Below are 24,425 nucleotides of genomic sequence, written 5' to 3'. Positions count from 1 at the left end.
CTCCGTAGGGGTCTCATGCCTCGACCCGCGAGCGCTCGGGGTGGGGGGGCTTACTCCTTCCGCTCATCGGTGCGGAAGGGGCGAATCCGATAGCCTGGAACCCGAGAACCGGCGTGAGAGGTGCAGCCTCTCCGGACGACGCACGCCCCTCATCCTGTCCTTCTCCCCCTGGGAGAAGGGACCCGCGGGCGATCCGGCGACGATCGCGTCCGTCACTCGATCACCCGCACCGGCGCGCCGTCGAGAAACCCTTGGATGTCGGCCACCGCCTCGGTGAAGTAGGTGCGGTAGTTGGCCTCGCTGACGTAGCCGAGATGGGGCAGGGCCAGTAGGTTCGGCAGGCTGCGCCAGGGCGAGTCCGCCGGCAGCGGCTCGGTCTCGAACACGTCGAGGCCGGCTCCGCCGATCCGCCCCTCCCGGAGCGCGGCCTGCAGCGCCGGCCCGTCGACGAGGCCCGCCCGCGCGGTGTTGATCAGCAGGGCGTGGGGTTGCATCAGCGCCAGCGCCGCGGCGTCGACGAGCCCGCGGGTGCGCTCGCCCAGCACCAGGTGGATCGAGACCACGTCGCTCCCGGCCAGCAGGTCCGCCTTGGACGGCGCAAGCGCGACGCCGGCCTCCGCCGCCCGCTCCGCCGTGAGGTTCGGGCTCCAGGCCGAGACCGCCATGCCGAAGGCCTGGCCGATGCGGGCGACGCGGGTCCCGATCTTGCCGAGCCCCAGGATGCCGAGGCGGCGGCCGGCGAGATCCGCGCCCACGCTCGTCTGCCAGCCGCCGGCCCGGAGCGCGTTCGCCTCCGGCACGACGCGGCGGGCGAGGCCCAGGATCAGCGCCCAGGTCAGCTCCACCGGCGGCTCGGAACCGCTCGCCGTGCCGCAGACGGTGATGCCGCGTGCCTTGGCCGCCGCGAGGTCGATGCTCGCGTTGCGCATGCCGGACGTGACCAGGAGCTTCAGCTTCGGCAGGCGCGCGAGCAGGGCGGCCGGGAACGGCGTGCGCTCGCGCATCATCACCACGATCTCGCACTCGGCGATGGCCTCGACCAGCGCGTCCTGCGTCGCGAAGCCCGCGCGGAAGGTCCGCAGCGCGACCCGGTCCCGGACGGGAGACCAGTCCGCCAGCGTGGTGGCGACGCCCTGGTAGTCGTCGAGGATCGCGCAGTTGAGCATGGTTGGCATCCGATCTCAGGCCCGGGCGGGCGCCGGCGGGGGGCCCGTCACCGGGTCGGCGAGCCGCGTCGGCAGGGTGTTGATGCGCAACGCCGTCCGCAGCGCCCGCGACGCGGCGTCGACCGCGACCGTCATCGCGGCGGTGGCCGCGATCAGCACCACGGCGACGTCGAGGCGCAATTCCGAGATCGCGGCGTCGACGTAGTAGCCGAGCGTCGCGACGCCGAGGATGCCGAAGATCGCGCTCTCGCGCAGGATCAGCTCCCAGCGGTAGAGCAGGTAGGCGAGGAACTGCCCGTAGAGCCGCGGCACGGTCTCGTAGGCGTAGAGGTTCAGGCCGCGCGGCGCGTCCGCCCGGTAGGGCAGCGCGTCGGCGTGGCGGCCCATCAGATAGCCGATGATGCCGGCGTTGTGGATCGACAGCGCGAGGATCGCCGGCAGCATCGAGGGGCCGAGCATCTGCAGCAGCACGTAGGCGAGCATGTATTCCGGCGTCGAGCGCAGCACCACGAGGAGCACGCGCCCCGCGGGCGACCCGAACCGGCCGGAGAACCGGCGCGACACCAGCGGGAACAGCACGAGCGCACCGAGGGCGGTGGCGACGAGGGCGATCTGCGCCAGCACCAGCGTCTGCACCGCGCCGGGGAGGATCTGCCCGGTGAGGATCGGCACGAACCAGGCCCAGAGGCGGGGCAGGGTTTCGGGATCGAGAAGGCTGGCGCCGCGCAGGGGCGCGGGGACGACGTCGTGGGTGAGGAAGCGGAGGAGGCTGGCGCCGACGTTCGTGGTGCCGATCGTGGCCGGCAGCGCCAGCGCGCTCGCCGCGATCAGCACCGGCACGGACCCCACCCGCACCCAGAGCCGGCGCGAGCCGATCAGCGCGTAGAACACCAGGAGCAGCGCGCCGGCCTCGGCGTAGCGCCCCTGTCGGAAGGCGGATTCGAGATAGAACCCCATGGTCGGCAGGCCGATGAAGCCGAGCACCAGGGTCGAGCGCATGGCGCATTCGAAGCGGTAGAGCGTGTAGTGCCGGAAGGACCCGGCGACCTCCGGCAGGCAGGCGTAGAGGAAGGCGGAGACGCTGCCCGTGCCCTCGGGCAGCACCCGCAGGGCCGAGAGGTCGGCCTCCTCGATGATCTCCGAATAGACCTTCGCGCAGATGCCCGCGTAGGGCAGGGCGATGGCGAGGATGCCGGTGGTGGCCGAGAGCCCGAACACCTGCATCAGCAGCAGCGCCCAGAACAGCTCGTGCACGGCGCGGAGCCCGGCGCAGAGGAGGCGGATGCTGCGGAACCGCGCGAAGGGAATCGCCAGCAGGAACCCGGTGCCGGCCCCACACGTCACGCCGAGCACCGCGAAGGCGACGGTGTAGACGACGCTCCAGCCCTCCACCGAGAGCAGGTCCGGCCGGATCAGCCCGGCCAGCAGGCGCTGGAGATCGGCCCAGGGGTTCAAGCTGGTGACGTGCAGGTCGGCGAGAAACAGCGCGGCGAGCGCCGCGGCCGCGAACCAGCGGCTGACGGCGGCGTAGCCCGGGGCGGAGCGCTGCCGCCCGATCACGCCGCCGCCTGGTAGAAGGGGCTCAGCGCGGCGGCGTCGAGGGTGCGGGCCGGCGCGTCCAGGACGATGCGGCCGGCATCCAGCACCACGATCCGGTCGGTGTGGGCGAGCGCCAGCGCGACGTCGTGGAGGGCCACCACCAGGGTCTCGTGGCTGCGGGCCATCTCGGCGAGCACCGCGGCGCCCTGCATCCGGTCCAGCGCCGAGACCGGCTCGTCGCCGACCAGGATCGGCCGGCCGTTGTAGAGCGCGCGGGCGACCGAGACCCGCTGCTGCTGCCCGCCCGACAGCGCGCCGGCCTTGTCGCGGATCTTCTCCGCCAGCCCGACGCGGGCCAGCACCGCGCGGATCTCGGCGAGGTCGGCGGCGGCGGGGAAGGCCAGGGTGCGCAGGTTGTGCAGGGTCGAGCGGCGGTCGAGCCGGCCCATGTAGACGTTGTGGAACACCGACAGCGTCCGCACGAGCGCGGCCGCCTGCGGCACCAGGGCGACCCGCTCCGGGGCCTGCGCCTGGATCAGGCCGATCAGCGTCGACTTGCCGGCGCCGGAACGCCCCATCAGCGCGACCCGCTCGCCCGCGCGGACCGTCAGGTCGATGCCGCAGAGCACCGCGCGCCCGTCGTAGGCGGCGCTCGCGTTCGTCAGCCGGATCGCAGGTTCGGCCATCGTCGGGTCAGTCGAGCAGGCCGGTCGACCGGCCCACCGCGATCAGCGGCGCATAGGCCGCGTTATCGACGGGGATGAACTTCGAGCGGCCGAACGGCGCGAGGATCGCCGGATCGGTGATGCCGACGAGCGCCGCCTTCAGCCGCGCGGTGAAGCCTTCGCCGTAGATCGCGTCGACGTCGCCGCGGACCGTCCACTGGTAGTCGGGGAAGGTCGGGCTCTCCCAGATCACCGAGACCGCCTTGGGGTCGACCTTGCCGGCCTTGGTGTCGAGATCCCAGACCGAGTAGTCGACCGCGCCGACGGCGAAGGCCCCCGACTGGACGAGCTGGATCGTCCGGCTGTGATCGCCCGAGTAGCCCACCGTCGGGAAGACCTGCTCGGGGATCTTGCCGGGAAAGGCCTGCCGGATGAAGTATTCCGGCATCAGCCGCCCCGAGGTCGAGGCGCGCGAGCCGAAGGTGAAGCTCTTGCCGGCGATGTCCGTCGGGAAGTCGGCCGCCTTCGCAAGGCCAGTCTTCGCGTTGGCGATGAGGTAGGTCTTGAAGGCGGCATCCTCGGCCCCTTGCGCGATCGCCTGCGAGCCCGGCACGGCCTTGCGGGCCTGCACGCCGGTGAAGCCGCCGAACCAAGCGAGCTGCACCTGCCCGTTGGTGAAGGCGGTGACGGCCGCCGGATAGTTCTTCACCGGGATGTAGGTCACCGGCACGCCGAGCTTGCCTTCGAGGTAGGCCGCGACCTTGCCGAAGCGCTCGACCAGGCGGCTCTCGTCCTGGTCGGGGATGCCGGTGAACACGAAGGCGGGCTTGGCGCCCTGCGCCGTGGCCGGCCCCGCGACGGCGACGCCGGCGAGCGCCGCCAGGACCAGAATCCGCACCCCGTCGATCATAGCGTCCCTCTCACCCGTCCCGAAGACGCCTGACCTAGCAGAGCACCGCCCCCCGACGCCATGGCCGCAGGTGCATCGCCGCCGCGGGACTTCGTGGGCGAGGCGCCCGCCTCGGATCTCCCCCGGTGCCGTCGGTCACGATGCCTTGAGCGGATGGATACCCGCCTGCCCGAAGCCCGTTCGGGCACGACGATCGCATCCTCGAGAGAGCCATCCCGACATGAACACCCTCCTCCTCGGCGCGACACTGGCCCTCGGCCTCCTGGCAGGATCGAGCCTGCCGGGCCACGCCGCCGCCGGCGACGGCCTCGACCGCAACGCGGCGGCGACCGGCAACAGCACCTTCGCCGGCCAGCATCGGACCGCGCGCATGGGCAGCATGACGGCACGCAGGCCGATGATGCGCCGTCACCGCCGGCATCGCTGAGCCGATCCCCGCGGGCCGCCGGTCAGGGGCCGGCGGCCCGCGGGGGCGGTCCCGTCACGCGGCCGCGGCCGCATCGAGCAGCCAGGCGATCCGGCCCTGGCTCGTCACCCGCCCGGCCGGGAGATCCTCGCCCGCGGCGAGCCGCCGGAGCGCCGCGCGCTTGCTCTCGCCGCTCACCAGGAACAGGACCAGGGCGGAGGACGCGAGCGCCGGATAGGTCAGCGTCACGCGGGGCACGAAGGGCGCGAGCCCGGCCTCGGGCACGGGGGCGACGAGCCTGGCCGTCTCGGACAGGGCCGGCTTGCCCGGGAACAGCGAGGCGGTGTGTCCGTCCTCGCCGAGCCCGAGCAGGACGCAGTCGAACAGCGGGCGGGCCGGATCGAGCCGGTCGGCGCCGTAGAATTCCAGGAGCGTGCGCGCGTAGGTCTCGGCCGCGGCCTCGGGCCCCGCGTCGGTCGGGATGAAGTGCAGGTGCGCCGCCGGCACCGCCGTGCCGTGGCCGAAGGCCTCGCGGACCATGCGGACGTTGCTGTCGGCGTGGTCCCACGGCACCGCCCGGTCGTCGCCGAAGAACCAGTGGACCCGGTCCCACGGCACGCGGCCGACATGGTCCGGGCCGGCCAGCAGCGCATAGAGCCGCTTCGGCGTCGAGCCGCCGGACAAGGCGATCGCGATCCGCTCGGATCGGGAGGCCTCGCAGGCGGCGATCAGGCGCTCCGCCGCCTCGTGGGCCACGGCGTCGGCATCGGGCAGGACCACGGCATCGGGCGGCAGCGCGGCCGTCATGACTTCTTGGGCTCCTGGTGCCCGCCGAAGCCCTTGCGCATCGCCGACAGCATCTTGTCGGCGTAGGAGGAGTCCTCGCGCGAGCGGAAGCGGCGGTAGAGGGCGTTCGAGAGCACGGTGGCCGGGACGGATTCCTCGATCGCCGCATTGATCGTCCAGCGCCCCTCGCCGGAATCCTCCACGTAGCCGGAATAGTCGTCGAGCTTCTCGTCGGTCGCCAGCGCGTTCGCCGTCAGGTCGAGGAGCCAGGACGAGACCACGCTGCCGCGGCGCCAGACCTCGGCGATGTCGCCGAGGTTGAGGTCGAACCGGCGCTCGGGCGGCAGGTTCTCGCTGTCGGCGTGCTTGAGGATGTCGAAGCCCTCGGCATAGGCCTGCATCAGCCCGTACTCGATGCCGTTGTGGATCATCTTGACGAAGTGGCCCGCCCCGCTCGGGCCGGCATGGATGTAGCCCTGCTCGGCGCGGGGGTCGCGCCCCTCGCGGCCCGGCGTCCGCGGGATGTCGCCGATGCCGGGCGCCAGCGTCGCGAAGATCGGATCGAGCCTGCCGACGGCGGCGGTGTCGCCGCCGATCATCATGCAGTAGCCGCGCTCCAGCCCCCAGACGCCGCCCGAGGTGCCGACGTCGACGTAGTGGATGCCCTTGCCCTTGAGCTCGCCGGCGCGGCGCACGTCGTCGCCGTAGAACGAGTTGCCGCCGTCGATGATCACGTCGTCGGCCTGCATCAGGCCGGACAGGGTCTTGACGGTTCCCTCCGTGATGGCGCCGGCCGGCAGCATCACCCAGGCGGCCCGCGGAACGTCGAGCTTGCCGACGAAGTCCTCCAGGCTGTCGGCGCCGACCGCGCCGGCCTCGACCAAAGCCTCCACCGCCTCCGGGTTCTGGTCGAAGACCACCGCGGTGTGCCCGTCGCGCAGGAGGCGCCGGACGATGTTGCCACCCATCCGGCCGAGGCCGATCATGCCGAGCTGCATTGGTTTGGCACTCCGTTTGAGACTCTATCGGGGTCGGGCCCCTCATGCCCAGCGGCGCCCGCGTGGCGGAGCCGGGCGCGATCGTGCGTCGGGTCGCTCAGCCCGCGGCGGCGGTCAGGGCCGCGGCGATCCGCTTGAGGCCCGCCGGGACGTCGCCGCCCTTGATGTGGATCCGCAAGGCGCGGCGCCCGCGCTCGGACAGCACCGACAGGTCGCCGCGCGCCTGCGCCGCGACCACCGTGCCGAAGCCGAGCTTGCGCCCCGGAATCGCGAGATCCTCGGTCGGATCGGCGGTGATCTGCACGAACACGCCGCTGTCGGGGCCGCCCTTGTAGGCCTGCCCCGTCGAGTGCAGGAAGCGCGGCCCGAACTCGAGGCAGGTCGCGACGTGCTTCGCGTCGCGGATCGCGAGGCGGGCCTGCTGCAGCGTGGCGTGGTTCGCCGCTTTGCGGGGCACGTAGGCGAGCAGCGCCAGGTAGTCGCCGGCCTTGAGCCGGGCGACCTGCGCCTTGAGCCCGGCCTCGAGGCCGTCCGTCGCCGCCGGCAGCGCGCCGGCATTGGCCGGGTCGGCGTAGAGGGCGATGGTCTCGTCCTCGAACACCGGCGTCTCGGGCGGCAGCGCGCCGCTCGCCTCGGCGGCCTCGAACAGCTTCTTCGTCTCGATCTTGCTCGCCTCGACGTCGGGCTGGTCGAACGGGTTGATGCCGAGCAGGGCACCGGCCACCGCGGTCGCCATCTCGAAGCGGAAGAACTCCTGCGGCAGCTGCTCCACCGTGTCGAGGGTGATGCGCACCACCGGATGACCGTCGCGCTCCAGGCCGCGCAGGGTCTCGTCCTGGCGCTCGTCGGCATGGCCGTCGAGGCGCAGGTAGACGAAGACGCGGTCGTGGCCGTAGGCGGCCGGCACGTCGACGGGCTCGCCGTCGATCGGGATCAGGCCCTTGCCCTGCTTGCCCGTCGATTCCGCGATGAGCTGCTCGGCCCAGCCGCCGAAGCTCGCGATCGCCGGCGAGGCGACGATCGTCACCTTGTCGCGGCCGGCCAGCCCCGCGGTCCCCATCGCGGCGCCGAGGAGCACCCCGGGATTCTCGGTCGGCGGCACGGCCGGGCCGCAGGAGCGCACCATGATCCGCGCCCGCTCCAGGAAATCCTTCACGTCGATGCCGATGCAGGCCGCCGGCACCAGCCCGAAGGCCGAGAGCACCGAGTAGCGCCCGCCGATCTGCGGCACGCCGTGGAAGATCTGCCGGAAGCCGTCGGCCTCGGCCGCCTTCTCCATGGCCGAGCCGGGATCGGTGACCGCGAGGAAATGCTCGCCGGCCCGGTCGCCGACGACCGCCTTCATCCGCGCCAGGAAGTAGTCGCGGAAGACGTTCGGCTCCAGCGTCGAGCCGGATTTGGAGGCGACGATGAACAGCGTGCGCGGCAGGTCGAGGGTGGCCTCGAGCGCACGGACCTCGTCGGGATGGGTCGAGTCGAGGATCGAGAGCTTGGGGAAGCCGTCGCGGTTGCCGTAGGTCAGGCCGAGCACTTCCGGGCCGAGGCTCGACCCGCCCATGCCGAGCACCACGACGTCGCTGAACGCCCGGCTCCGCACCCAGGCCGAGAGCGCGGCGTAGGCGTCGGCGCGCTCCAGCTCGTCCTCGACGATGCGGAGCCAGCCGAGCCACTTGTCCTCGTCGGCGCCCGACCAGACCGTGGTGTCGTGCGCCCAGAGCCGGCGGATCGCGCCGCTCGCGCGCCAGGCCTCGACCGCCTTGCCGGTCTCGGTCGCGAGCGCGTCGCCGAGCTTGAGGCTCTGGCCGTCGAGCCGGTGGCCGAGCAGCGCCACGCGCTTGCCGGCGACCGCGCCGAGCAGCTTGTCGGCGGCGTCGATGAACAGCTGCACGCCCTCCTCGACCAGCTGCCGGGCCACCGCGTCGATGTCGATGCCGGCCTCGGAAAGGCGCGCCATCACGGCCTCCGCCCCGGCCACGTCCTCCTCGATCGCGTTGCGGACCTCGCCGTGGTCGCGGAACGCGTCCATGGTCGCCGGCGGCATGGTGTTGACGGTGTTCGGGCCGATCAGCTCCTCGACGTAGAGCACGTCGCGGTAGGCCTTGTTCTTGGTGCCGGTCGAGGCCCAGAGCAGCCGCTGCGCCTTGGCGCCCTTCTCGGCGAGCCCCGTCCACGCGGCCTCCCCGAACACCGCCTTGTAGCGCTGGTAGGCGAGCTTGGCGTTGGCGATCGCGACCTTGCCCTTGAGGTGCTCCAGGGCGGCCTTCTGGTCGGGGTCGTTGGCCGCCGCGATCTTCTCGTCCAGCAGCTTGTCGACGAGCACGTCGATGCGGCTGATGAAGAAGCTCGCGACGCTGGCGATCCGCGAGACGTCGCCGCCGTTGCGGGCACGCTCCGCGAGCCCTTCGACGAAGGCGCGGGCGACCTTCTCGTACTCGCCCTGCGAGAACAGCAGGGTGACGTTGATTGAGATGCCCTCCGCCGTGAGCTGGCGGATCGCCGGGATGCCCTCCGGCGTCGCCGGCACCTTCACCATCAGGTTGTCGCGGCCGACCGCCTTGTGGAGCCTGCGGGCCTCCTCCAGCGTCTCCTCGGTCTGCAGGGCGAGGTAGGGCGACACCTCGAGGCTGACGTAGCCGTCGGCGCCGTCGGACGCCTCGTAGACCGGGCGCAGCACGTCGGCCGCCGCCTGGATGTCGGCGATGGCCAGGCCCTCGTAGAGGTCGATGACGCGGCTGTCGCCCTGCTCCATCACGCTCTTGAGGCTGGCATCGTACTCGTCGGAATGGCCGATGGCCTTCTCGAAGATCGACGGGTTGGAGGTGACGCCGCGCAGGCCGTCGTTCTCGACCAGCGCCTTGAGCTCGCCCTTGGCGATGAAGCCGCGGGCGACGAAGTCGAGCCAGACCGCCTGATCCTGTTCGGTGTGCAGGGCCTTGAGCGCGTTCATGTCGATGCCTCGCAGATCGTCGGTCTTCACGTCGTCGATGCCGGCCGGGCCTGGTCGGCCGGCCTCGGCGGGTCTGTCTTGGTCGGTATGTCTTGGTCGATATGTACTGGGGATCAAACACACGACCCGGGTCTTGGCTCCGGCACGGAACGCAGACCCGGGTCGCGGCCGCTAGGGCTTGCGCGCGCCCCGGTGCTTGGCGATCTGGTCGCGGGCGGCCAGCAGCACCTTCTCCGGGGTGAAGCCGAACTTGGCCTGCAGGTCCTTGATCGGCGCCGAGGAGCCGAAGGTGTGCATGCCGATGATCGTGCCGGCCGAGCCCGCGTAGCGGTCCCAGCCGATCGCCGAGCCCTGCTCCACGGCGACGCGGGCCAGCACGGCCGGCGGCAGCACGCTCTCGCGATAGGCCTCGTCCTGACGCTCGAACAGGTCCCAGGACGGCATCGAGACGACGCGCGCCGTCACCCCCTCCGCGACCAGGCTCTCGTAGGCCTGCATGCAGAGCTGCACCTCGGAGCCCGAGCCGATCAGGATCACCTCCGGCGTGGCGTCGCCGCCCGCGAGCACGTAGCCGCCCTTGGCGACGCCCGACGCGCTGGCGAACTTGGTGCGGTCGATCGTCGGCAGCGGCTGGCGCGAGAGTGCCAGCACCGCCGGCTGGTCCTTCAGCGAGAAGATCACGCGGTAGGCTTCGGCCACCTCGTTGGCGTCGGCCGGGCGCAGCGTCACGAGCCCGGGGATGCAGCGCAGGCTCAGGAGCTGCTCCACCGGCTGGTGGGTCGGCCCGTCCTCGCCCACGCCGATCGAGTCGTGGGTGAAGATGTGGAAGACCGGCAGCTCCATCAGCGAGGCGAGCCGCACCGCCGGGCGCATGTAGTCGACGAAGACCAGGAAGGTCGCGCCGTAGGCCCGGAGGCCGGAGAGCCCGAGCCCGTTCACGATCGAGCCCATGGCGTGCTCGCGCACGCCGAAGTGGATGTTGCGGCCGCCCGGCTCGAACGGGGTGAGCGAGCCCGCCCCCTCGAAGGTGAGGTTCGACTTGTTCGACGGCGCGAGGTCGGCCGAGCCGCCGAGCATGAACGGCACGTGCTGGGCGATGGCGTTCAGCACCTTGCCGGAGGATTCGCGGGTCGCGAGCCCCTTGGCATCGGGCTCGAAGACCGGGATGTCCCGGTCCCAGCCCTCGGGCAGGCGGCCCTCGAAGAAGGCGTCGAGCGATTCCGCGTGCTCGGCGTCGGCCTCCTTGGCCGCCGTCAGGAAGCCCTGCCACTGGTCGTAGAGCTCGGCCCCGCGCTTGCCGATGTTGTCGGCGAAGTTCTGCTGCACCCCGTCCGGCACCAGGAACTGCGCGTCCTCCGGCCAGCCGTAGGCGCGCTTGGCGCCCTTGACCTCGTCCTCGCCGAGCGCGTCCGAGTGGGCCTTCGCGGTGTTCTGCTTCTTGGGCGCTCCGAAGCCGATGATCGAGTTGACGACGATGATGGTCGGCCGGTCGCTCGACTGCAGGAAGGTCTCGATCGCGGCCGAGATCGCGTGCACGTCGTTGGCGTCGGCGACCCGCAGCACCTGCCAGCCGTAGGCGAGGAACCGGGTGGCGACCTCCTCGCCGAAGGCCAGCTCGGTGTGGCCCTCGATGGTGATGGTGTTGTTGTCGTAGATCCAGCACAGGTTCGACAGGCGCAGGTGCCCGGCGATCGAGGCGGCCTCGGAGGCGACGCCCTCCATCAGGTCGCCGTCCGAGCAGATCGCGTAGACGTTGTAGTCGAACAGCGGCAGGTCGGGCTTGTTCAGGTGCTCGCCGAGGTAGCGGCCGCCCATCGCCATGCCGACGGAGTTCGCCACGCCCTGGCCGAGCGGCCCGGTGGTGGTCTCGACGCCGGTGGTGAAGTGGTATTCCGGGTGGCCGGGGGTGCGGCTGTCGAGCTGGCGGAAGGACTTGATGTCGTCGAGCGTCACGGCCGGCGCGTTGCCGCCGTCGGTCTCGGCCACGTTGGCGAGGTGCAGCAGCGAATAGAGCAGCATCGAGGCGTGTCCGCAGGACAGCACGAAGCGGTCGCGGTTCGGCCAGTGCGGATGCGCCGGATCGTAGCGCAGGTAGCGGTTCCACAGGGTGTAGGCGACCGGCGCCAGCGCCATCGGCGCGCCGGCGTGTCCCGAATTCGCCTTCTGCACCGCATCGATCGCCAGCGTGCGGATCGTGTCGATCGAGAGCTTGTCGATCTCGGAAAGCGCCGTCTTGGGCGCGGTGTCTGCTCCGCTCATGGTGTCGTCTTTCCCGTTGTCGTCACTGCGGCGCGAGACTGCTCGCGACCGCGCGCGGATCGTGCTCACGCGAAACTTGCGCGCCCGGCCCGCGGCCGGCGGGCGCATCCGAATCGTCGGCGCCACCCCGCTCCTTCGCAGGCCCTTCGGCCCGGCTGTAATTGAGGATGGTGTTCACGAGCGCAACATGCGTGAACGCCTGGGGGAAGTTGCCCACCAGCCGCTGGGCCTTCCCGTCGTACTCCTCGGACACGAGCCCGAGGTCGTTGCAGATGCCGATCAGGCGCTCGATCAGCGCGCGGGCTTCCGCGCGGCGGCCGAGGCCGATCAGGTTGTCGGCGTACCAGAACGTGCAGGGCAGGAACGCGCCCTCGTTGCCGGGCAGCCCGTCCGTGGTCTGCCCTTGCGTGTCGTAGCGCAGGATGAAGCCGTCGCGCATCAGGTCCCGGCCGATCGCCTCGACGGTGCCGACCACGCGCGGGTCGTCCTGGGGCAGGAAGCCCATATGGGCGATCAGCAGCAGGCTCGCATCGAGCTGCTTCGAGCCGTAATATTGCACGAAGCTGTTGAGCTCCGGGTCGAACCCCTTCTCGCACACCTCCGCGTGGATCCGGTCGCGGATCGCCTTCCAGCGCGCGACCGGTGCGTCGGGGGCGCCGGGCTGGCCGGCGTGGCTGCGGATCGCGCGGTCGAAGGCGACCCAGGCCATGACCTTCGAATGGACGAAGTGCTTGCGGCCGCCGCGCACCTCCCAGATGCCCTCGTCCGGCTCGCTCCAGACCTTCTCCAGATGCGCGATGATCGCCAGGCCCACGCGCCAGCCGTCCTTGTCGGTCGGCATGCCGCGCATCCGCGCCTGGTAGAGCGCGTCGAACAGCTCGCCGTAGACGTCGAGCTGGAACTGCGACACCGCGGCGTTGCCGACCCGGACCGGCTTCGAGCCCTCGTAGCCGGGCAGCCAGTCGAGCTCGATCTCGGGCAGCAGCCGCTCGCCGGCGATGCCGTAGAGGATGTGCGCTTGCTCCGGATTCCCGGCCACCGCGCGCTGCAGCCAGTCGCGCCACGCCCGCGCCTCCTCGAGGAAGCCGCCATCCATCAGCGCCATCAGGGTGAAGGTCGAGTCGCGCAGCCAGCAGAACCGGTAGTCCCAGTTGCGGACGCCGCCGAGCGACTCCGGCAGAGAGGTCGTGGGCGCGGCCACGATGCCGCCGGTCGGCATGTAGATCAGCGCCTTCAGCGTCAGGAGCGAGCGCTTCAGCATCGCGTCCCAGGGCGTGCCCTTCGCGCAGCGGTCGGACCAGTCCCGCCAGAACTGGTCGGTGGCGGCCAGCACCTTGCGCGGCTCGATCGGGGGCGGGTCGTCCTCGTGGCTGGCGCCGTAGCTCAGGGTGAAGGCGACCGACTCGCCGGCATGGACCGTGAACTCCGAGACCGTGGTCTGCCCATGGCCCCTGAGATGCGCCTTGGTGCGCAGGACCGCCTTGTGCGGGCCCGAGATCGCCCGGAGGTCGCCGAGCTCGTTGTGCGACACCCACGGCACGGCCGAGCCGTAATCGAAGCGCATCGCGAGATCCATGCGCATCGCGACGCGTCCGTGCAGCCCCTCGACGAGGCGGATCAGGTGCGATCCGTCGCCAGCGGGCATGTAGTCGATGACCCGGACCTCGCCCTCGCGGGTCCTGTGGTGGGTCTCCAGAACGAGGCTGCCTTCGCGGTAGGCCCAGGTGGTCTCGACATGCCCGGCCTGCGGCGCGAGGCGCCAGAATCCGTGCTCCTCTGTGCCGAGGAGGGAGGCGAACAGGGCGGAGGCATCGAAGCGCGGCCAACACAGCCAGTCGACGCTGCCCTGCCGGCTGATCAGCGCGGCGGTGCGGCCGTCGCCGATGAGCGCGTAATCCTCGATGCGTGCGGCCATGAAGCGGATCCGTCGCGGCCGGCGACAGCAGCCGTCCGATGCCTTGCACCTAGGTCGGCGACGCGATGCGGTCCAGGCCGCGCCCGGGAAATCCGATGGCGGCGGCAGTGCGGGTCGGATCGCGGCCCCGGTCGGGCGGCCGCACTGCAGCATCGCGCGGGATTCCGGGCCGCCTCAGTTCAGGCGGTCGACCAGGAGCGCGACCGAGCTGCCGAGCGACGAGGCCCCGCTGCGCAGGTAGGCGGCGGCATCCCCGACGACGCGCGCGGCCGGGGCGAAGGGGAGGGCGAGGTCCGGCAGCAGGCCGTCGCGGGCCTGCGCCTGCGCCTGCGCCTCGACGGGCGCGGACCGGACGATCTCGGAGAACGGGTCGGGCCGGCGCGGCGGCCCCTCCGCGCAGCGCGGGGCGGTGCAGGCGCGCCGGAGCGGCGCGGCGGTCGCCACCCGGGCGACCGGATGCGGCGCGGCCGCGGTGCGGATCTCCGGCAGGACGAAGCTCGGCGGCACCTGCGCGAAGGCGATGGCGGCCGGCAACCGGGGCAGGGCGGCCTCGACCGGAGCCGCCGCATGGAAGGCGTGGGGCGCGACCGAGGCCGCCGGAACCGGAGCGGGCGGCGTCGGAGCCGGCTCGCGGCAGATCAGCGAGCCCGCGCCGAGGACGAGCGCCGTCACCAGGGTCGGGAGGAAGGGGAGGGAGAGGCGGCCGGAACCGCCACCGTCGAGGGCCGCGAAGGGGTCTGGCTTCGACATCCGATCCTTCGAACCTCCGCACCGTCGCGACGGCCACAGAGGTGCCCTGCATTTGCGGCGGAAGCTGGACCGTTTCCTTTCCGCTCGGTTGCGCGGCGCGATCAGGGCCGCGGGGCGAGCGCCTCGGCGCGGCGCTTCCGCCGGAACGGGGCACGCCGCTTGCCTTGCGACACGGCCGGCGGCATGCGTCGCGGCCACGCTCCGACTTGCTGCCCCGTTTGCCGCCCAACGCCGGGCCCCGATGACCGAAACCAGCCTCACCGTCGCCGTGATCGATCCGAGCCGGGCGCGTGCCGCGATCCTGGAGGAGGGCCTGCGCGCCGCCGGGATCGGCCGCGTCGTGGTGATGGCCGACACCGCCGACCTGATGGAGCGCGTCGCCGCGCTCGCCCCCGACGTGGTGGTGATCCACCTGGAGAGCCCGAGCCGCGACATCCTGGAGCAGATGTCGGGGGTCGCGCGCCACGTCGAGCGGCCGGTGGCGATGTTCGTCGACCGCTCGGACGCCACAATGATGCAGGCGGCGGTCGATGCCGGGATCTCGGCCTACGTCGTCGACGGCCTGCGGCCCGAGCGGATCAAGCCGATCCTCGACATCGCGATCCTGCGCTTCAACGCGTTCTCGCGGCTGCAGCGGGAGCTGTCGGAGGCGCGGGGCGAGCTCGCCGACCGCAAGCTGATCGAGCGCGCCAAGGGCATCCTCATGAGCATGAAGGGCCTGTCCGAGGACGAGGCCTACAAGCAGCTGCGCAAGAAGGCGATGAACGAGAAGCGGAAGATCGCCGACATCGCGCGGGCGATCGTCACCGCGGCCGACCTGCTCGGATGAGGGCGCGATGAGACTTCGCAGATGAGACTTCACCTGGGCTACGTGCCCCTCTGCGACGCGGCCCCCGTGATCGCCGCCCACGAGATGGGCTTCGCCCGCGCCGAAGGGCTCGATCTCGACCTTACCGCCGAGCCGTCCTGGGCGACGCTGCGCGACCGGCTGGCGCTCGGCTACCTCGACGCCGCGCACATCCTGGCGCCGCTGGCGCTGGCGAGCGCGCTCGGGCTGTCGGGGCCGCCCTCCGACCTGATTGTGCCGCTGTCGCTCAGCCTGAACGGCAACGCGATCACCCTGTCCGGCAGCCTCTGGGCGGCGATGGCGCCCGAGAGCGAGCGCCTCGCCGACGTCGCCCGCACCTTCGCCCGGGTCGCGCGCGCGCGGAGGCAGGCCGGCAAGCCGCTGACGCTCGGCACCGTCCACCCGTTCTCCTCGCACACCTATCAGCTCCGGCTGTTCGCCGAGGCCGGCGGCCTCGACCCGGCCGCCGTCCGGCTGGTGGCGGTGCCGCCCCAGCACAGCGTCGAGGCGCTGTCGCGCGGGATCGTCGACGGCTTCTGCGCTGGCGCGCCCTGGAACGCGGTCGCGGTCGCGGCCGGCCTCGGGCGCATCGCCGCGCTCGGCTGCGAGGTGGCGCCGGACGCGCCCGAGAAGGTCCTCGCGGTCGCGCCGCGGCTCGACGGCGCGATCCCGCCCCTGGTGCGGGCCGTCGCCAGGGCAGGGCGCTGGTGCGCGGACCCGGCGAACCGCTCCGAGCTAGCCCACCGGCTCGCGCGGCGAGCCTATCTCAACCTCGATCCCGCCCTGATCGCCCGCACCCTCGAGGGCACGATCGTCCTCGACGGGACGGGTCTGCAGCGCGAGGCCCCCGACTACCTGCGCCTCGACGCGGCGGCGCAGGAGCCGCGCGCCGCGCATGCCGGCTGGGTGCTGGCGCAGATGAAGGCGGCAGGGCAGGGGCCGCTCGACGACCTCCTGCCCGCCGCGGAGGCGGTCTACCGCCCGGATCTCTACGCGGCGGCCGGACTATCCCCCGCCTGAGACCTGCGGGACGCCCGCATCCGACGGAATCACCTGCGAGGAAACGGAACGCAGAGGCCGCGACGTCATTATCGTCATGCCATGCCAGGTTGCCGCAAGCTCGACACCGCCTCGTCCATTCCCGCCTCGCGCGGACGCGTGGACCTCTCGGCCTATGTCCGACACCGGGGCCGCGCGCCCCGAGCGATGAACGACAACCGGCGGGAGCGGGCAGCGCACCCCTGGCGGTGGGCCCTCCTCATCGGCGCCGTCCCCGTCGTCGGCCTGATGGCAGCCCTCTCGACCCTCATCTAGCCGACCCGCCGGGCACAAGCCTCCTGGACGCTCGCGCCCCCCGCCGAGCGTCCTTCCCGCGTTAGACGGGCCCGCGACGCTGCGCGGTCGAGTCGAGAGTGCATCGTGGGCCCCTGCCCGATCGGGCTTCATTCGCCTCATCTTTGTGCAGCGCACACCCTCCGCGCGAAATCGGGCACCGACCGCTCGGCCGTGCCCGGCAGAGCGCGCGAGCCTCGTCCCGCCGAACTGGCACGGAACCTGCTGAGGTGATCCGACCCGTCAACGACGACGGGCAGCACCGTCAGCGAGGCCGCTGAACCGATGTCTCCTCGCGGGCGGCGACGCTTGCCGGGAGGTCGATCGGCGGCGGCTTTTTTCGTGGCGGACGTGCCCGGCGCAATCGAGGACGAGACCCTTCCACCGATGCTCACAGCCCAGACGGATCAGGTTCCAGCCGCGGAGATCCCGCGCGAGAGGCTCGTCGTGGTCGGCAACGGCATGGCCTCGCTGCGGTTTCTCGAGCGGCTGACCGAAGGGTCGCCCGGCCGCTACGACGTCACCGTGGTCGGCGCCGAGCCGGTGGCCGCCTACAACCGGGTGCTGCTGTCCTCGCTCCTCGGCGGCGAGGTCGACGAGGCGGCCTGCGCCTTCCGCGGGCTCGACTGGTACGAGAGCCACGGCATCCGCCTGATCACCGGCGCCCCCGCCACGCAGGTCGACCGCGAGAACGCGCTGGTCGTGGTCGGCGAGACCCACGTCCTGCCGTTCGACAAGCTGGTGCTCGCGGTCGGCTCCGTGCCGATCCGCCTGCCCAAGCCCGGGATGGACCTGCCCGGCATCATCACGTTCCGCGACCTGGCGGACGTGTCGGCGATCCGGAAGGCGGCGGTCCAGCACGCCAAGGCCATCGTCATCGGCGGCGGCCTGCTCGGGCTCGAGGCGGCGGTCGGGCTGGCGCGGCTCGGCGTCGACACCACCCTGCTCCACGTCATGGACCGGCTGATGGAACGGCAGCTCGATCATTCCGCGGCCGCCCTGGTCCGCCGGGCGATGGAGGCGCGCGGCGTCAAGGTCCTGCTCAACGCCGACACCGACCGCGTCGAGGGCGACGGCCGCGTCGAGCGCCTGATCCTGGCCGACGGCACGGTGCTGCCGGCCGATCTCGTCGTCATGTCGGTGGGCGTGCGCCCGAACCTCGCCCTAGCGCAGGGCGCGGGGATCGAGACCGGGCGCGGCATCAAGGTCGACGACCGGATGACCACCTCGGACCCGCGGATCTTCGCGCTCGGCGAATGCGCCGAGCATCGCGGCATGGTCTACGGCCTCGTCGAGCCGGCCTACGAGCATGCCGAGACCCTGAGCCGCCACCTCTCCGGGCTCGAGGCCCAGTATTCCGGCACGGCGCTCTCGACGAGCCTCAAGGTCTCGGGGCTGCCGGTGTTCTCCGCGGGCGTGGTCGACACGCCCGACACCGCGGAGGCGATCGTGATGAGCGATCCGGGCGCCGGCCTCTACCGCAAGCTCCTGGTCGAGCGCGACCGCCTGATCGGCGCGGTCTTCGTCGGCGACATCGGCGAGCAGGGCCTGTGCAAGACCCTGATCCGCACCGGCGCGCCGGTCGGGGATCAGATCGACGACCTGATGTTCGGGCGCCCCGCGGCGCCCCCGGCCGAACCCCTCGCCAAGAATCTGGCAGCGTGAAGGAGGCAGACCATGGCTGAAGACTTCAACGCCGAACAGCAACGCTACCTCGAAGGCTTCGCCTCGGGCGTCGCCGCCGCCCGCCTCACCGGCGGCCTCGCCCTCGGCCAGGGCGGTCCGCCGCCCGAGCCGACTGGGCCGGACGCGATCCACATCAAGGCGCAGGACCGCACGGTGAAGGCCGGCGGCAAGCTCTGCGAGCAGGAGAAGTGGAAGCGCGCGGAGAACCCGTTCGAGGGCCACAACCGGCTGAAGGTGGAGGCCGCCACCGGCAAGGCCCCGAAGCCGGAGGACAACTTCCGCTGGCGCTACCACGGACTGTTCTGGGTCGCCCCGAACCAGACCTCGTTCATGGCGCGCCTGCGCATCCCCAACGGCATCCTGCACCATTGGCAGTTTTCCGGCGTCGCCGACCTCGCCGACGCGCATGGCGGCGGCTACGTCCACGTCACCACGCGGGCGAACCTCCAGATGCGCCACATCGCGCCCGAGCACGCCCAGCCCTTCCTCGACGGGCTCGTCGACATCGGGCTGACGGCGCGCGGCGCGGGCGCCGACAACATCCGTAACGTCACCGGCTCGCCCACCGCCGGGATCGACGCCCAGGAGCTCCTCGACACGCGTCCGCTCGCCAAGTCCTGGAACAACTGGATCATCAACGACCAGTCGCTCTACGGCCTGCCGCGCAAGTTCAACGTCGCCTTCGACGGCGGCGGCATCGTCGCGGTGCTGGAGGAGACCAACGACATCGGCTTCCAGGCGATCGAGGTGCTGGAGGGCGCGAGCGTCGCGCCGGGCGTGTGGATGCGCCTGGTGCTCGGCGGCATCTCCGGCCATCGGGACCTCGCCCGCGACACCGGCATCGTGCTGAGGCCGGAGGATTGCAACGCGGTCTCGGATGCGATCATCCGGGTGTTCATCGAGAACGGCGACCGGACCAACCGCAACAAGGCGCGGATGAAGTACGTCCTCGACGCCTGGGGCTTCGACAAGTACCTCGCCGCCGTCGAGGAGAAGCTCGGGCGCAAGCTCGACCGGGTCGACCCCGCCCACGTCGCGCCGCGCCGCACCACCGACCGGTTCGCCCATGTCGGCGTGCATGCGCAGGTCCAGCCCGGGCTGAACTGGGTCGGCGTGATCCTGCCGGTCGGCAAGATCATGAGCGACCAGGTCCGCGCGCTCGCGCGGATCGCGCAGGAATGCGGCGACGGGCAGATCCGCATGACGGTCTGGCAGAACTTCCTGTTCTCCGGCGTACCCGACGCCAAGGTCGCCGAGGTGGAGGCGCGGGTGCAGGCGCTCGGGCTCACCACGAAGGCCGCCGGCATCCGTGCGGGGCTCGTCGCCTGCACCGGCTCTAACGGCTGCAAGTTCGCCGCCGCCGACACCAAGGGCGACGCGATGATCATCGCCGACCACGTCGAGGCCGCGCTGCCGGAGCTCGACGTGCCGGTGAACGTGCACGTCACCGGCTGCCACCACAGCTGCGCCCAGCACTACATCGGCGACATCGGCCTGATCGGCGCCAAGGTGGTGGTCTCGGAGGAGGGCGACACCGTTCCGGGCTACGACGTCGTGGTCGGCGGCGGCTTCGCCGAGAACCCGAAGATCGGCACCGAGATCTGGACCGCGATCAAGGCGGAGGACGCGCCGTCCCGCGTCGAGGCGCTGCTGCGCACCTACCTCGCCCGCCGCACCGGGCCGGACGAGAGCTTCCAGACCTTCACGGCGCGCACCGGGCCGGAAGCCCTGCGCGACCTTGCCGAAGACCAGCCAGGCCTCAAGGCAGCCGCATGAGCGAGCACGTCTCTCCCCCCCTCGTCCTCGTCCCCGAGAACGCCCCGTTCTCCGCCGACCAGCGCTCGTGGCTGTCGGGCTACTTCGCCGCCCTCCTCGGCCCGGCGGTCGAGGGCGCCACCGCCCTGGCCCCCGGCGACATGGCCGGCGGCCCCAAGCTCGCCGACAACGACGACGCGCCCTGGCACGACCCGTCGCTGCCGATCACCGAGCGCATGGAGATGGCCAAGGCCCGGCCCGAGCCGCAGAAGCTCATGGCGGCGATGGCGCAGCAGGATTGCGGCCAGTGCGGCTACAATTGCGCCGACTACGCCAACGCCATCTTCCTCAAGAGCGAGGCGCGTCTGAACCTCTGCCAGCCCGGCGGCAAGGAGACGCTCCGGATGCTGAAGAAGCTCGACGAGGAGTTCGGCACGGGCGACGCCGGCGCGCCGGCCGCGGCCGCAGGCGAGGCGGCGGCGGACAAGGCCGCCGACCTCGGCCCCCTCGGCTTCTGCCGCGAGAACCCGGTGGAGGCGATCTTCCTCGGCCGCCGCCGGCTCAACGAGCCGGGCGGCGAGAAGGAGACGTGGCACGTCGAGTTCGACCTCAGGGACACGCCGATCAGCTACGAGGCCGGCGATTCGCTCGGCCTGTTCCCGGCCAACGCGCCGGCGCTCGCCGACGCGGTGATCGCCGAGCTCGGCGCCCGCCCCGAGCGGGTGATCGGCGGCAAGACCCTGCGCGACCGGCTAATCGCCGACTACTCGCTCGGCGCCGCCCCCGACGGGCTCTACCAGCTGCTCTCGCTGCTGACCTCCGGCGAGGCCCGGCGGAAGGCCAAGGCGCTCTCGGCCGGCGAGGACCCGGACGGCGACGCCGCCTATCTCGACGTGCTCGGCGCCCTGCACAAGTTTCCCGGCGCGCGCCCGGACGCCGAGGTCTTCCTCGAATCCCTCGACGAGCTGCAGCCGCGGCTCTACTCGATCTCGTCCTCGCCGAAGATGGATGCGGGCAAGGTCTCGCTGACGGTGGACGCGGTGCGCTACAACCACCGCTCGCGCCTCCGGCTCGGCGTCGCCTCGACGCATCTCGGCGAGCGCATGCCCGAGCAGACCCGGGCGAAGATCTACCTGCAGAAGGCGCACGGCTTCGGGCTGCCGAAGGACCTCGCCACCGACGTGATCATGTGCGGCCCCGGCACCGGCATCGCGCCGTTCCGGGCCTTTCTGCGCGAGCGCGCCGCGACGCAGGCGCCTGGGCGCAACTGGCTGTTCTACGGCCACCAGCGCCAGGCGAGCGACTTCTTCTACAAGGACGAGCTCACCCGGATGCGCGACGACAAGGTGCTGACGCGCCTGTCGCTGGCCTGGTCGCGCGACGGCACCGAGAAGACCTACGTCCAGGACCGCATGCGCGAGAACGGCGCCGATTTGTGGAAGTGGCTGGAGGGCGGCGCCCACTTCTACGTCTGCGGCGACGCCAAGCGGATGGCCAAGGACGTGGAGCGCGCGATCATCGACGTCGCCGCCCAGCACGGCGGCAAATCCCCCGACGAGGCGGTGGCCTATCTCGGCGCGCTGAAGAAGGCCGGGCGCTACCAGGCCGACGTGTACTGAGCCGACAGGGCCGCCCTCCCGCTCGCGCGGGAAGGGCGGCCCTGGGGAAGCCCGGCCCGACTCTTGCTGCCTCCGCCGGCGCCGGCCGACGTCGTGAATACGAGGACCCTGCCATGACCGTGCACGTGCCGGAGCCCCAGGTCTCGAACCAGCAGGGCGCGAACCAGGCTGCGGCGGTTCGGACCACCTGCCCCTATTGCGGCGTCGGGTGCGGGGTGATCGCGACGCCGGACGGCAAGGGCGGCGCCGGGATCGCCGGGGACACCGCGCACCCGGCCAATTTCGGCCGCCTGTGCTCGAAGGGCTCGGCGCTCGGCGAGACGCTGGGCCTGGAGAACCGCCTGCTGCACCCGCACGTCGACGGCGCGCGGGTGTCGTGGGAATCGGCGCTCGGCACCGTCGCCGGCGCCTTCCGCCGCACGGCCGAGACCCACGGGCCGGACGCGATCGCGTTCTACCTGTCCGGGCAGCTGCTCACTGAGGATTACTACGTCGCCAACAAGCTCGCGAAGGGCTTCCTCGGCACGCCGCACGTCGACACCAACTCGCGCCTGTGCATGTCCAGCGCGGTCGCCGCCCACCGCCGGGCCTTCGGCTCCGACACCGTGCCGGGCTGCTACGAGGACCTCGACGAGGCCGACGTCATCGTGCTCGTCGGCTCGAACACCGCCTGGTGCCACCCGATCCTGTTCCGCCGGATGGTGGACGCGCGCACGACGCGCGGCACCAAGCTCGTGGTGGTCGACCCGCGCCGGACCGAGACCGCGGAGGAGGCCGACTTGTTCCTCGGCCTCAGGCCCGGGACCGACAGCGCGCTGTTCTCGGGCCTGCTGGTGCATCTCGACCGCATCGGCGCGTGCGACGCCCGCTTCGTGACCGACCACACCTCCGGCTACGAGGGCGCGCTCGAGCGGGCGCAGTCGATCGCGCCGACGCTGGCCGCCACCGCGGCGGCGACTGGCCTGTCGGAGGCGGACGTCTCCGCCTTCTTCGACCTGTTCGCCGCCACGCAGCGCGTCGTCACCGCCTTCTCGCAGGGCGCGAACCAGTCGGCGCAGGGGACCGACAAGGGCAACGCGATCATCAACTGCCACCTCGCCACCGGGCGCATCGGGCAGCCGGGCGCGGGGCCGTTCTCGCTGACCGGCCAGCCCAACGCCATGGGCGGGCGCGAGGTCGGGGGGCTGGCCAACATGCTGGCCGCCCACATGCACTTCGCGCCGGAGGAGGTCGACAAGGTCCGCCGCTTCTGGAACGCGCCGAACCTCATCACCGGCGAGGGGATGAAGGCGGTGGCGCTGTTCGACGCGGTCGCCCGCGGCAAGATCAAGGCGCTCTGGGTGATGGGGACCAACCCGCTGGTCTCGATGCCGCAGGCCGACACGATCAAGGAGGCCCTGAAGGGCCTCGACCTGCTCGTCGTCTCCGAGGTGATGGCCGATTCCGACACCGCCCGCGCCACGGCCCGGAAGACCGTGCTGCTGCCGGCCCTGGCCTGGGGCGAGAAGGACGGCACGGTCACCAATTCCGAGCGCCGGATCACGCGCCAGCGCCGCTTCCTCAAGGCGCCGGGCGAGGCGCGGCCGGACTGGGCGGTGCTCGCCGACGTCGGGCGCCGCCTCGGCCACGGCGCCGCCTTCGGCTTCACCTCGGCGGCGGCGGTGTTCCGCCAGCACGCCGCGCTGTCGGCGTTCGAGAACAACGGCACCCGCGACTTCGACATCGGCGCGCTCGCCGACATCGGGGACGCCGCCTACGAGACGAACCTGCCGGTGCAGTGGCCGCTGACGAAGCGCGGCGGCACGAAGGCGCGGCTCTTTTCCGACGGCCGCTTCTTCACCTTCGACAAGCGCGCCCGCTTCGTCGCGGTGCAGGCGCCGGCCCTGGCGCAGGCGACGAGCGCGGCGATGCCCTTCGTCCTCAACACCGGCCGGGTGCGCGACCACTGGCACACGATGACGCGGACGGGGAAGAGCCCGCGGCTCTCGGCCCATCGCCCGGTGCCCTTCGTCCAGGTGCATCCGCGCGACGCCGCCGCCGCGGGCCTGACCGAGGGCGGCCTCGCCCGGGTCTCGACCGCGCACGGGGCCGCCGAGCTGGAGGTGATCGTCACCGAGGCGGTGGCGCCCGGCAACCTGTTCATGCCGATGCACTGGAACGATTCGAACGCCTCGATGGCCCGCGTCGGGGCGCTCGTCCGCGGCGTGCCCGACCCGCTTTCGGGCCAGCCCGAGCTGAAGGCGACGCCGGCGGCGATCCAGGCTGCCGCCTACCGCTCGCGGGGCTTCCTGCTCAGCCGCGACCCGGTCGCGGCGCCCGCCGGATGGTGGTGGGCGCGCGCCACGATCGCCGGCGGCGCGGGCCTGCAATTCGCCACGCAGGACGGGTCGCGCGAGGCCATGCTGCTGATGCGCGGCTTGTTCCAGGGGCTGGAGCTCGCCGAGTACGCCGACCATGCCCGCGGCCGCTACCGCTGCGCGGTCTACGACGGCGAGCGCCTCCTCGCCTGCCTCGCGTTCGGTCCCGACGCGGGCCGGCCCGACTGGGAGGCGGCCAAGGCCCTGTTCGCGGAGGCGGTGCCCGGCGCGGCCGAGCGCCGCGCCCTGCTCTCGGGCCGCGCCGCCACCGCCGGGGCGGGGCCGGTAGTCTGCGCCTGCCACGGGGTCGGGCTCGACGTCATCACGGCGACCATCGCGGGCGGAGCGGGCTCCGTCGAGGCGGTGGGCGCGGCCTGCAAGGCCGGCACGAATTGCGGCTCGTGCATCCCTGAGATCCGCAAGCTGCTGCCGGAGGCGCTTGCGCGCGACGCCGCGTAGCATCAGGTTCGTCCGTGACCCTGCCGAGA

Annotated in this window: 17 protein-coding genes; 7 read left to right on the top strand and 10 right to left on the bottom strand. The window is 72.1% G+C overall.

All coding sequences use genetic code 11. The features are described from left to right. Positions 1–212: 212 nt before the first annotated feature. The 4 genes from FV227_RS08215 to FV227_RS08200 are packed head-to-tail and all read right to left on the bottom strand — an operon-like array spanning position 213 to position 4,268. Positions 213–1,166, bottom strand: a complete 954-nt coding sequence (locus FV227_RS08215; protein ID WP_210246705.1) for a D-2-hydroxyacid dehydrogenase family protein — start codon at positions 1,164–1,166, stop codon at positions 213–215. Positions 1,167–1,181: 15 nt separating this feature from the next. After that, positions 1,182–2,726 carry an ABC transporter permease gene (locus FV227_RS08210; RefSeq protein WP_147858705.1) on the bottom strand — a complete coding sequence of 515 codons (1,545 nt, stop codon included), beginning with the start codon at positions 2,724–2,726 and terminating at the stop codon, positions 1,182–1,184. Next, positions 2,723–3,391 carry an ATP-binding cassette domain-containing protein gene (locus tag FV227_RS08205; RefSeq protein ID WP_147727178.1) on the bottom strand — a complete coding sequence of 223 codons (669 nt, stop codon included), beginning with the start codon at positions 3,389–3,391 and terminating at the stop codon, positions 2,723–2,725. Before FV227_RS08205 ends, FV227_RS08210 begins: the two co-directional genes overlap by 4 nt. A 7-nt stretch (positions 3,392–3,398) precedes the next feature. Further along, the gene (locus FV227_RS08200; RefSeq protein WP_246686369.1) at positions 3,399–4,268 is read right to left on the bottom strand and encodes a putative selenate ABC transporter substrate-binding protein; all 870 of its coding nucleotides are present in this window, start codon (positions 4,266–4,268) and stop codon (positions 3,399–3,401) included. A gap of 232 nt (positions 4,269–4,500) precedes the next feature. On the opposite strand from FV227_RS08200, the gene FV227_RS08195 reads away from it, so the two are divergent. Then, positions 4,501–4,707 carry a hypothetical protein gene (locus FV227_RS08195; RefSeq protein WP_147727176.1) on the top strand — a complete coding sequence of 69 codons (207 nt, stop codon included), beginning with the start codon at positions 4,501–4,503 and terminating at the stop codon, positions 4,705–4,707. A gap of 54 nt (positions 4,708–4,761) precedes the next feature. On the opposite strand, the gene pgl is transcribed toward FV227_RS08195, so the two are convergent. The 6 genes from pgl to FV227_RS08165 form a co-directional block, all read right to left on the bottom strand. Then, on the bottom strand, positions 4,762–5,493 hold the full coding sequence (pgl, locus tag FV227_RS08190) for a 6-phosphogluconolactonase (protein ID WP_147841739.1): 732 nt from the start codon (positions 5,491–5,493) through the stop codon (positions 4,762–4,764). Continuing rightward, a complete protein-coding gene (gene gnd, locus FV227_RS08185; RefSeq protein WP_147858704.1) occupies positions 5,490–6,470 on the bottom strand; it encodes a phosphogluconate dehydrogenase (NAD(+)-dependent, decarboxylating) in 981 nt (326 codons plus the stop codon). Before gnd ends, pgl begins: the two co-directional genes overlap by 4 nt. Positions 6,471–6,567: 97 nt before the next feature. Next, positions 6,568–9,417 (bottom strand): bifunctional transaldolase/phosoglucose isomerase, encoded by a 2,850-nt coding sequence (locus tag FV227_RS08180; protein WP_147858707.1) that lies wholly within the window; start codon positions 9,415–9,417, stop codon positions 6,568–6,570. Positions 9,418–9,588: 171 nt separating this feature from the next. Continuing rightward, entirely contained in the window at positions 9,589–11,676 is a 2,088-nt protein-coding gene (gene tkt, locus FV227_RS08175) for a transketolase (protein ID WP_147858703.1), read from the bottom strand. A gap of 22 nt (positions 11,677–11,698) precedes the next feature. Next, a complete protein-coding gene (locus tag FV227_RS08170) occupies positions 11,699–13,591 on the bottom strand; it encodes a glycoside hydrolase family 15 protein (protein WP_147727438.1) in 1,893 nt (630 codons plus the stop codon). 174 nt (positions 13,592–13,765) lie between these two features. After that, positions 13,766–14,341 (bottom strand): hypothetical protein, encoded by a 576-nt coding sequence (locus FV227_RS08165; RefSeq protein ID WP_147858702.1) that lies wholly within the window; start codon positions 14,339–14,341, stop codon positions 13,766–13,768. 241 nt (positions 14,342–14,582) lie between these two features. On the opposite strand from FV227_RS08165, the gene FV227_RS08160 reads away from it, so the two are divergent. The 6 genes from FV227_RS08160 to FV227_RS08130 all read left to right on the top strand — a co-directional run bounded on the left by FV227_RS08160 (position 14,583) and on the right by FV227_RS08130 (position 24,396). Further along, a complete protein-coding gene (locus FV227_RS08160) occupies positions 14,583–15,170 on the top strand; it encodes an ANTAR domain-containing protein (protein ID WP_147729847.1) in 588 nt (195 codons plus the stop codon). Between the two features lie 21 nt (positions 15,171–15,191). Continuing rightward, positions 15,192–16,208, top strand: a complete 1,017-nt coding sequence (locus FV227_RS08155; protein ID WP_147858701.1) for a CmpA/NrtA family ABC transporter substrate-binding protein — start codon at positions 15,192–15,194, stop codon at positions 16,206–16,208. Between the two features lie 699 nt (positions 16,209–16,907). After that, positions 16,908–18,185, top strand: a complete 1,278-nt coding sequence (locus FV227_RS08145) for an FAD-dependent oxidoreductase (RefSeq protein WP_147727642.1) — start codon at positions 16,908–16,910, stop codon at positions 18,183–18,185. Between the two features lie 12 nt (positions 18,186–18,197). After that, positions 18,198–19,982, top strand: coding sequence for a NirA family protein (locus tag FV227_RS08140; protein ID WP_147727643.1), 1,785 nt, complete (start codon positions 18,198–18,200; stop codon positions 19,980–19,982). Next, positions 19,979–21,580, top strand: coding sequence for a sulfite reductase subunit alpha (locus FV227_RS08135; protein ID WP_147727644.1), 1,602 nt, complete (start codon positions 19,979–19,981; stop codon positions 21,578–21,580). Before FV227_RS08140 ends, FV227_RS08135 begins: the two co-directional genes overlap by 4 nt. A gap of 113 nt (positions 21,581–21,693) precedes the next feature. Next, entirely contained in the window at positions 21,694–24,396 is a 2,703-nt protein-coding gene (locus tag FV227_RS08130; protein WP_147858700.1) for a nitrate reductase, read from the top strand. Positions 24,397–24,425 lie beyond the last annotated feature (29 nt).

Origin of the sequence: Methylobacterium sp. WL119, assembly GCF_008039875.1 — a bacterium.
GTDB lineage: Bacteria > Pseudomonadota > Alphaproteobacteria > Rhizobiales > Beijerinckiaceae > Methylobacterium.
This window is presented reverse-complemented; position numbering and strand designations above follow the sequence as displayed.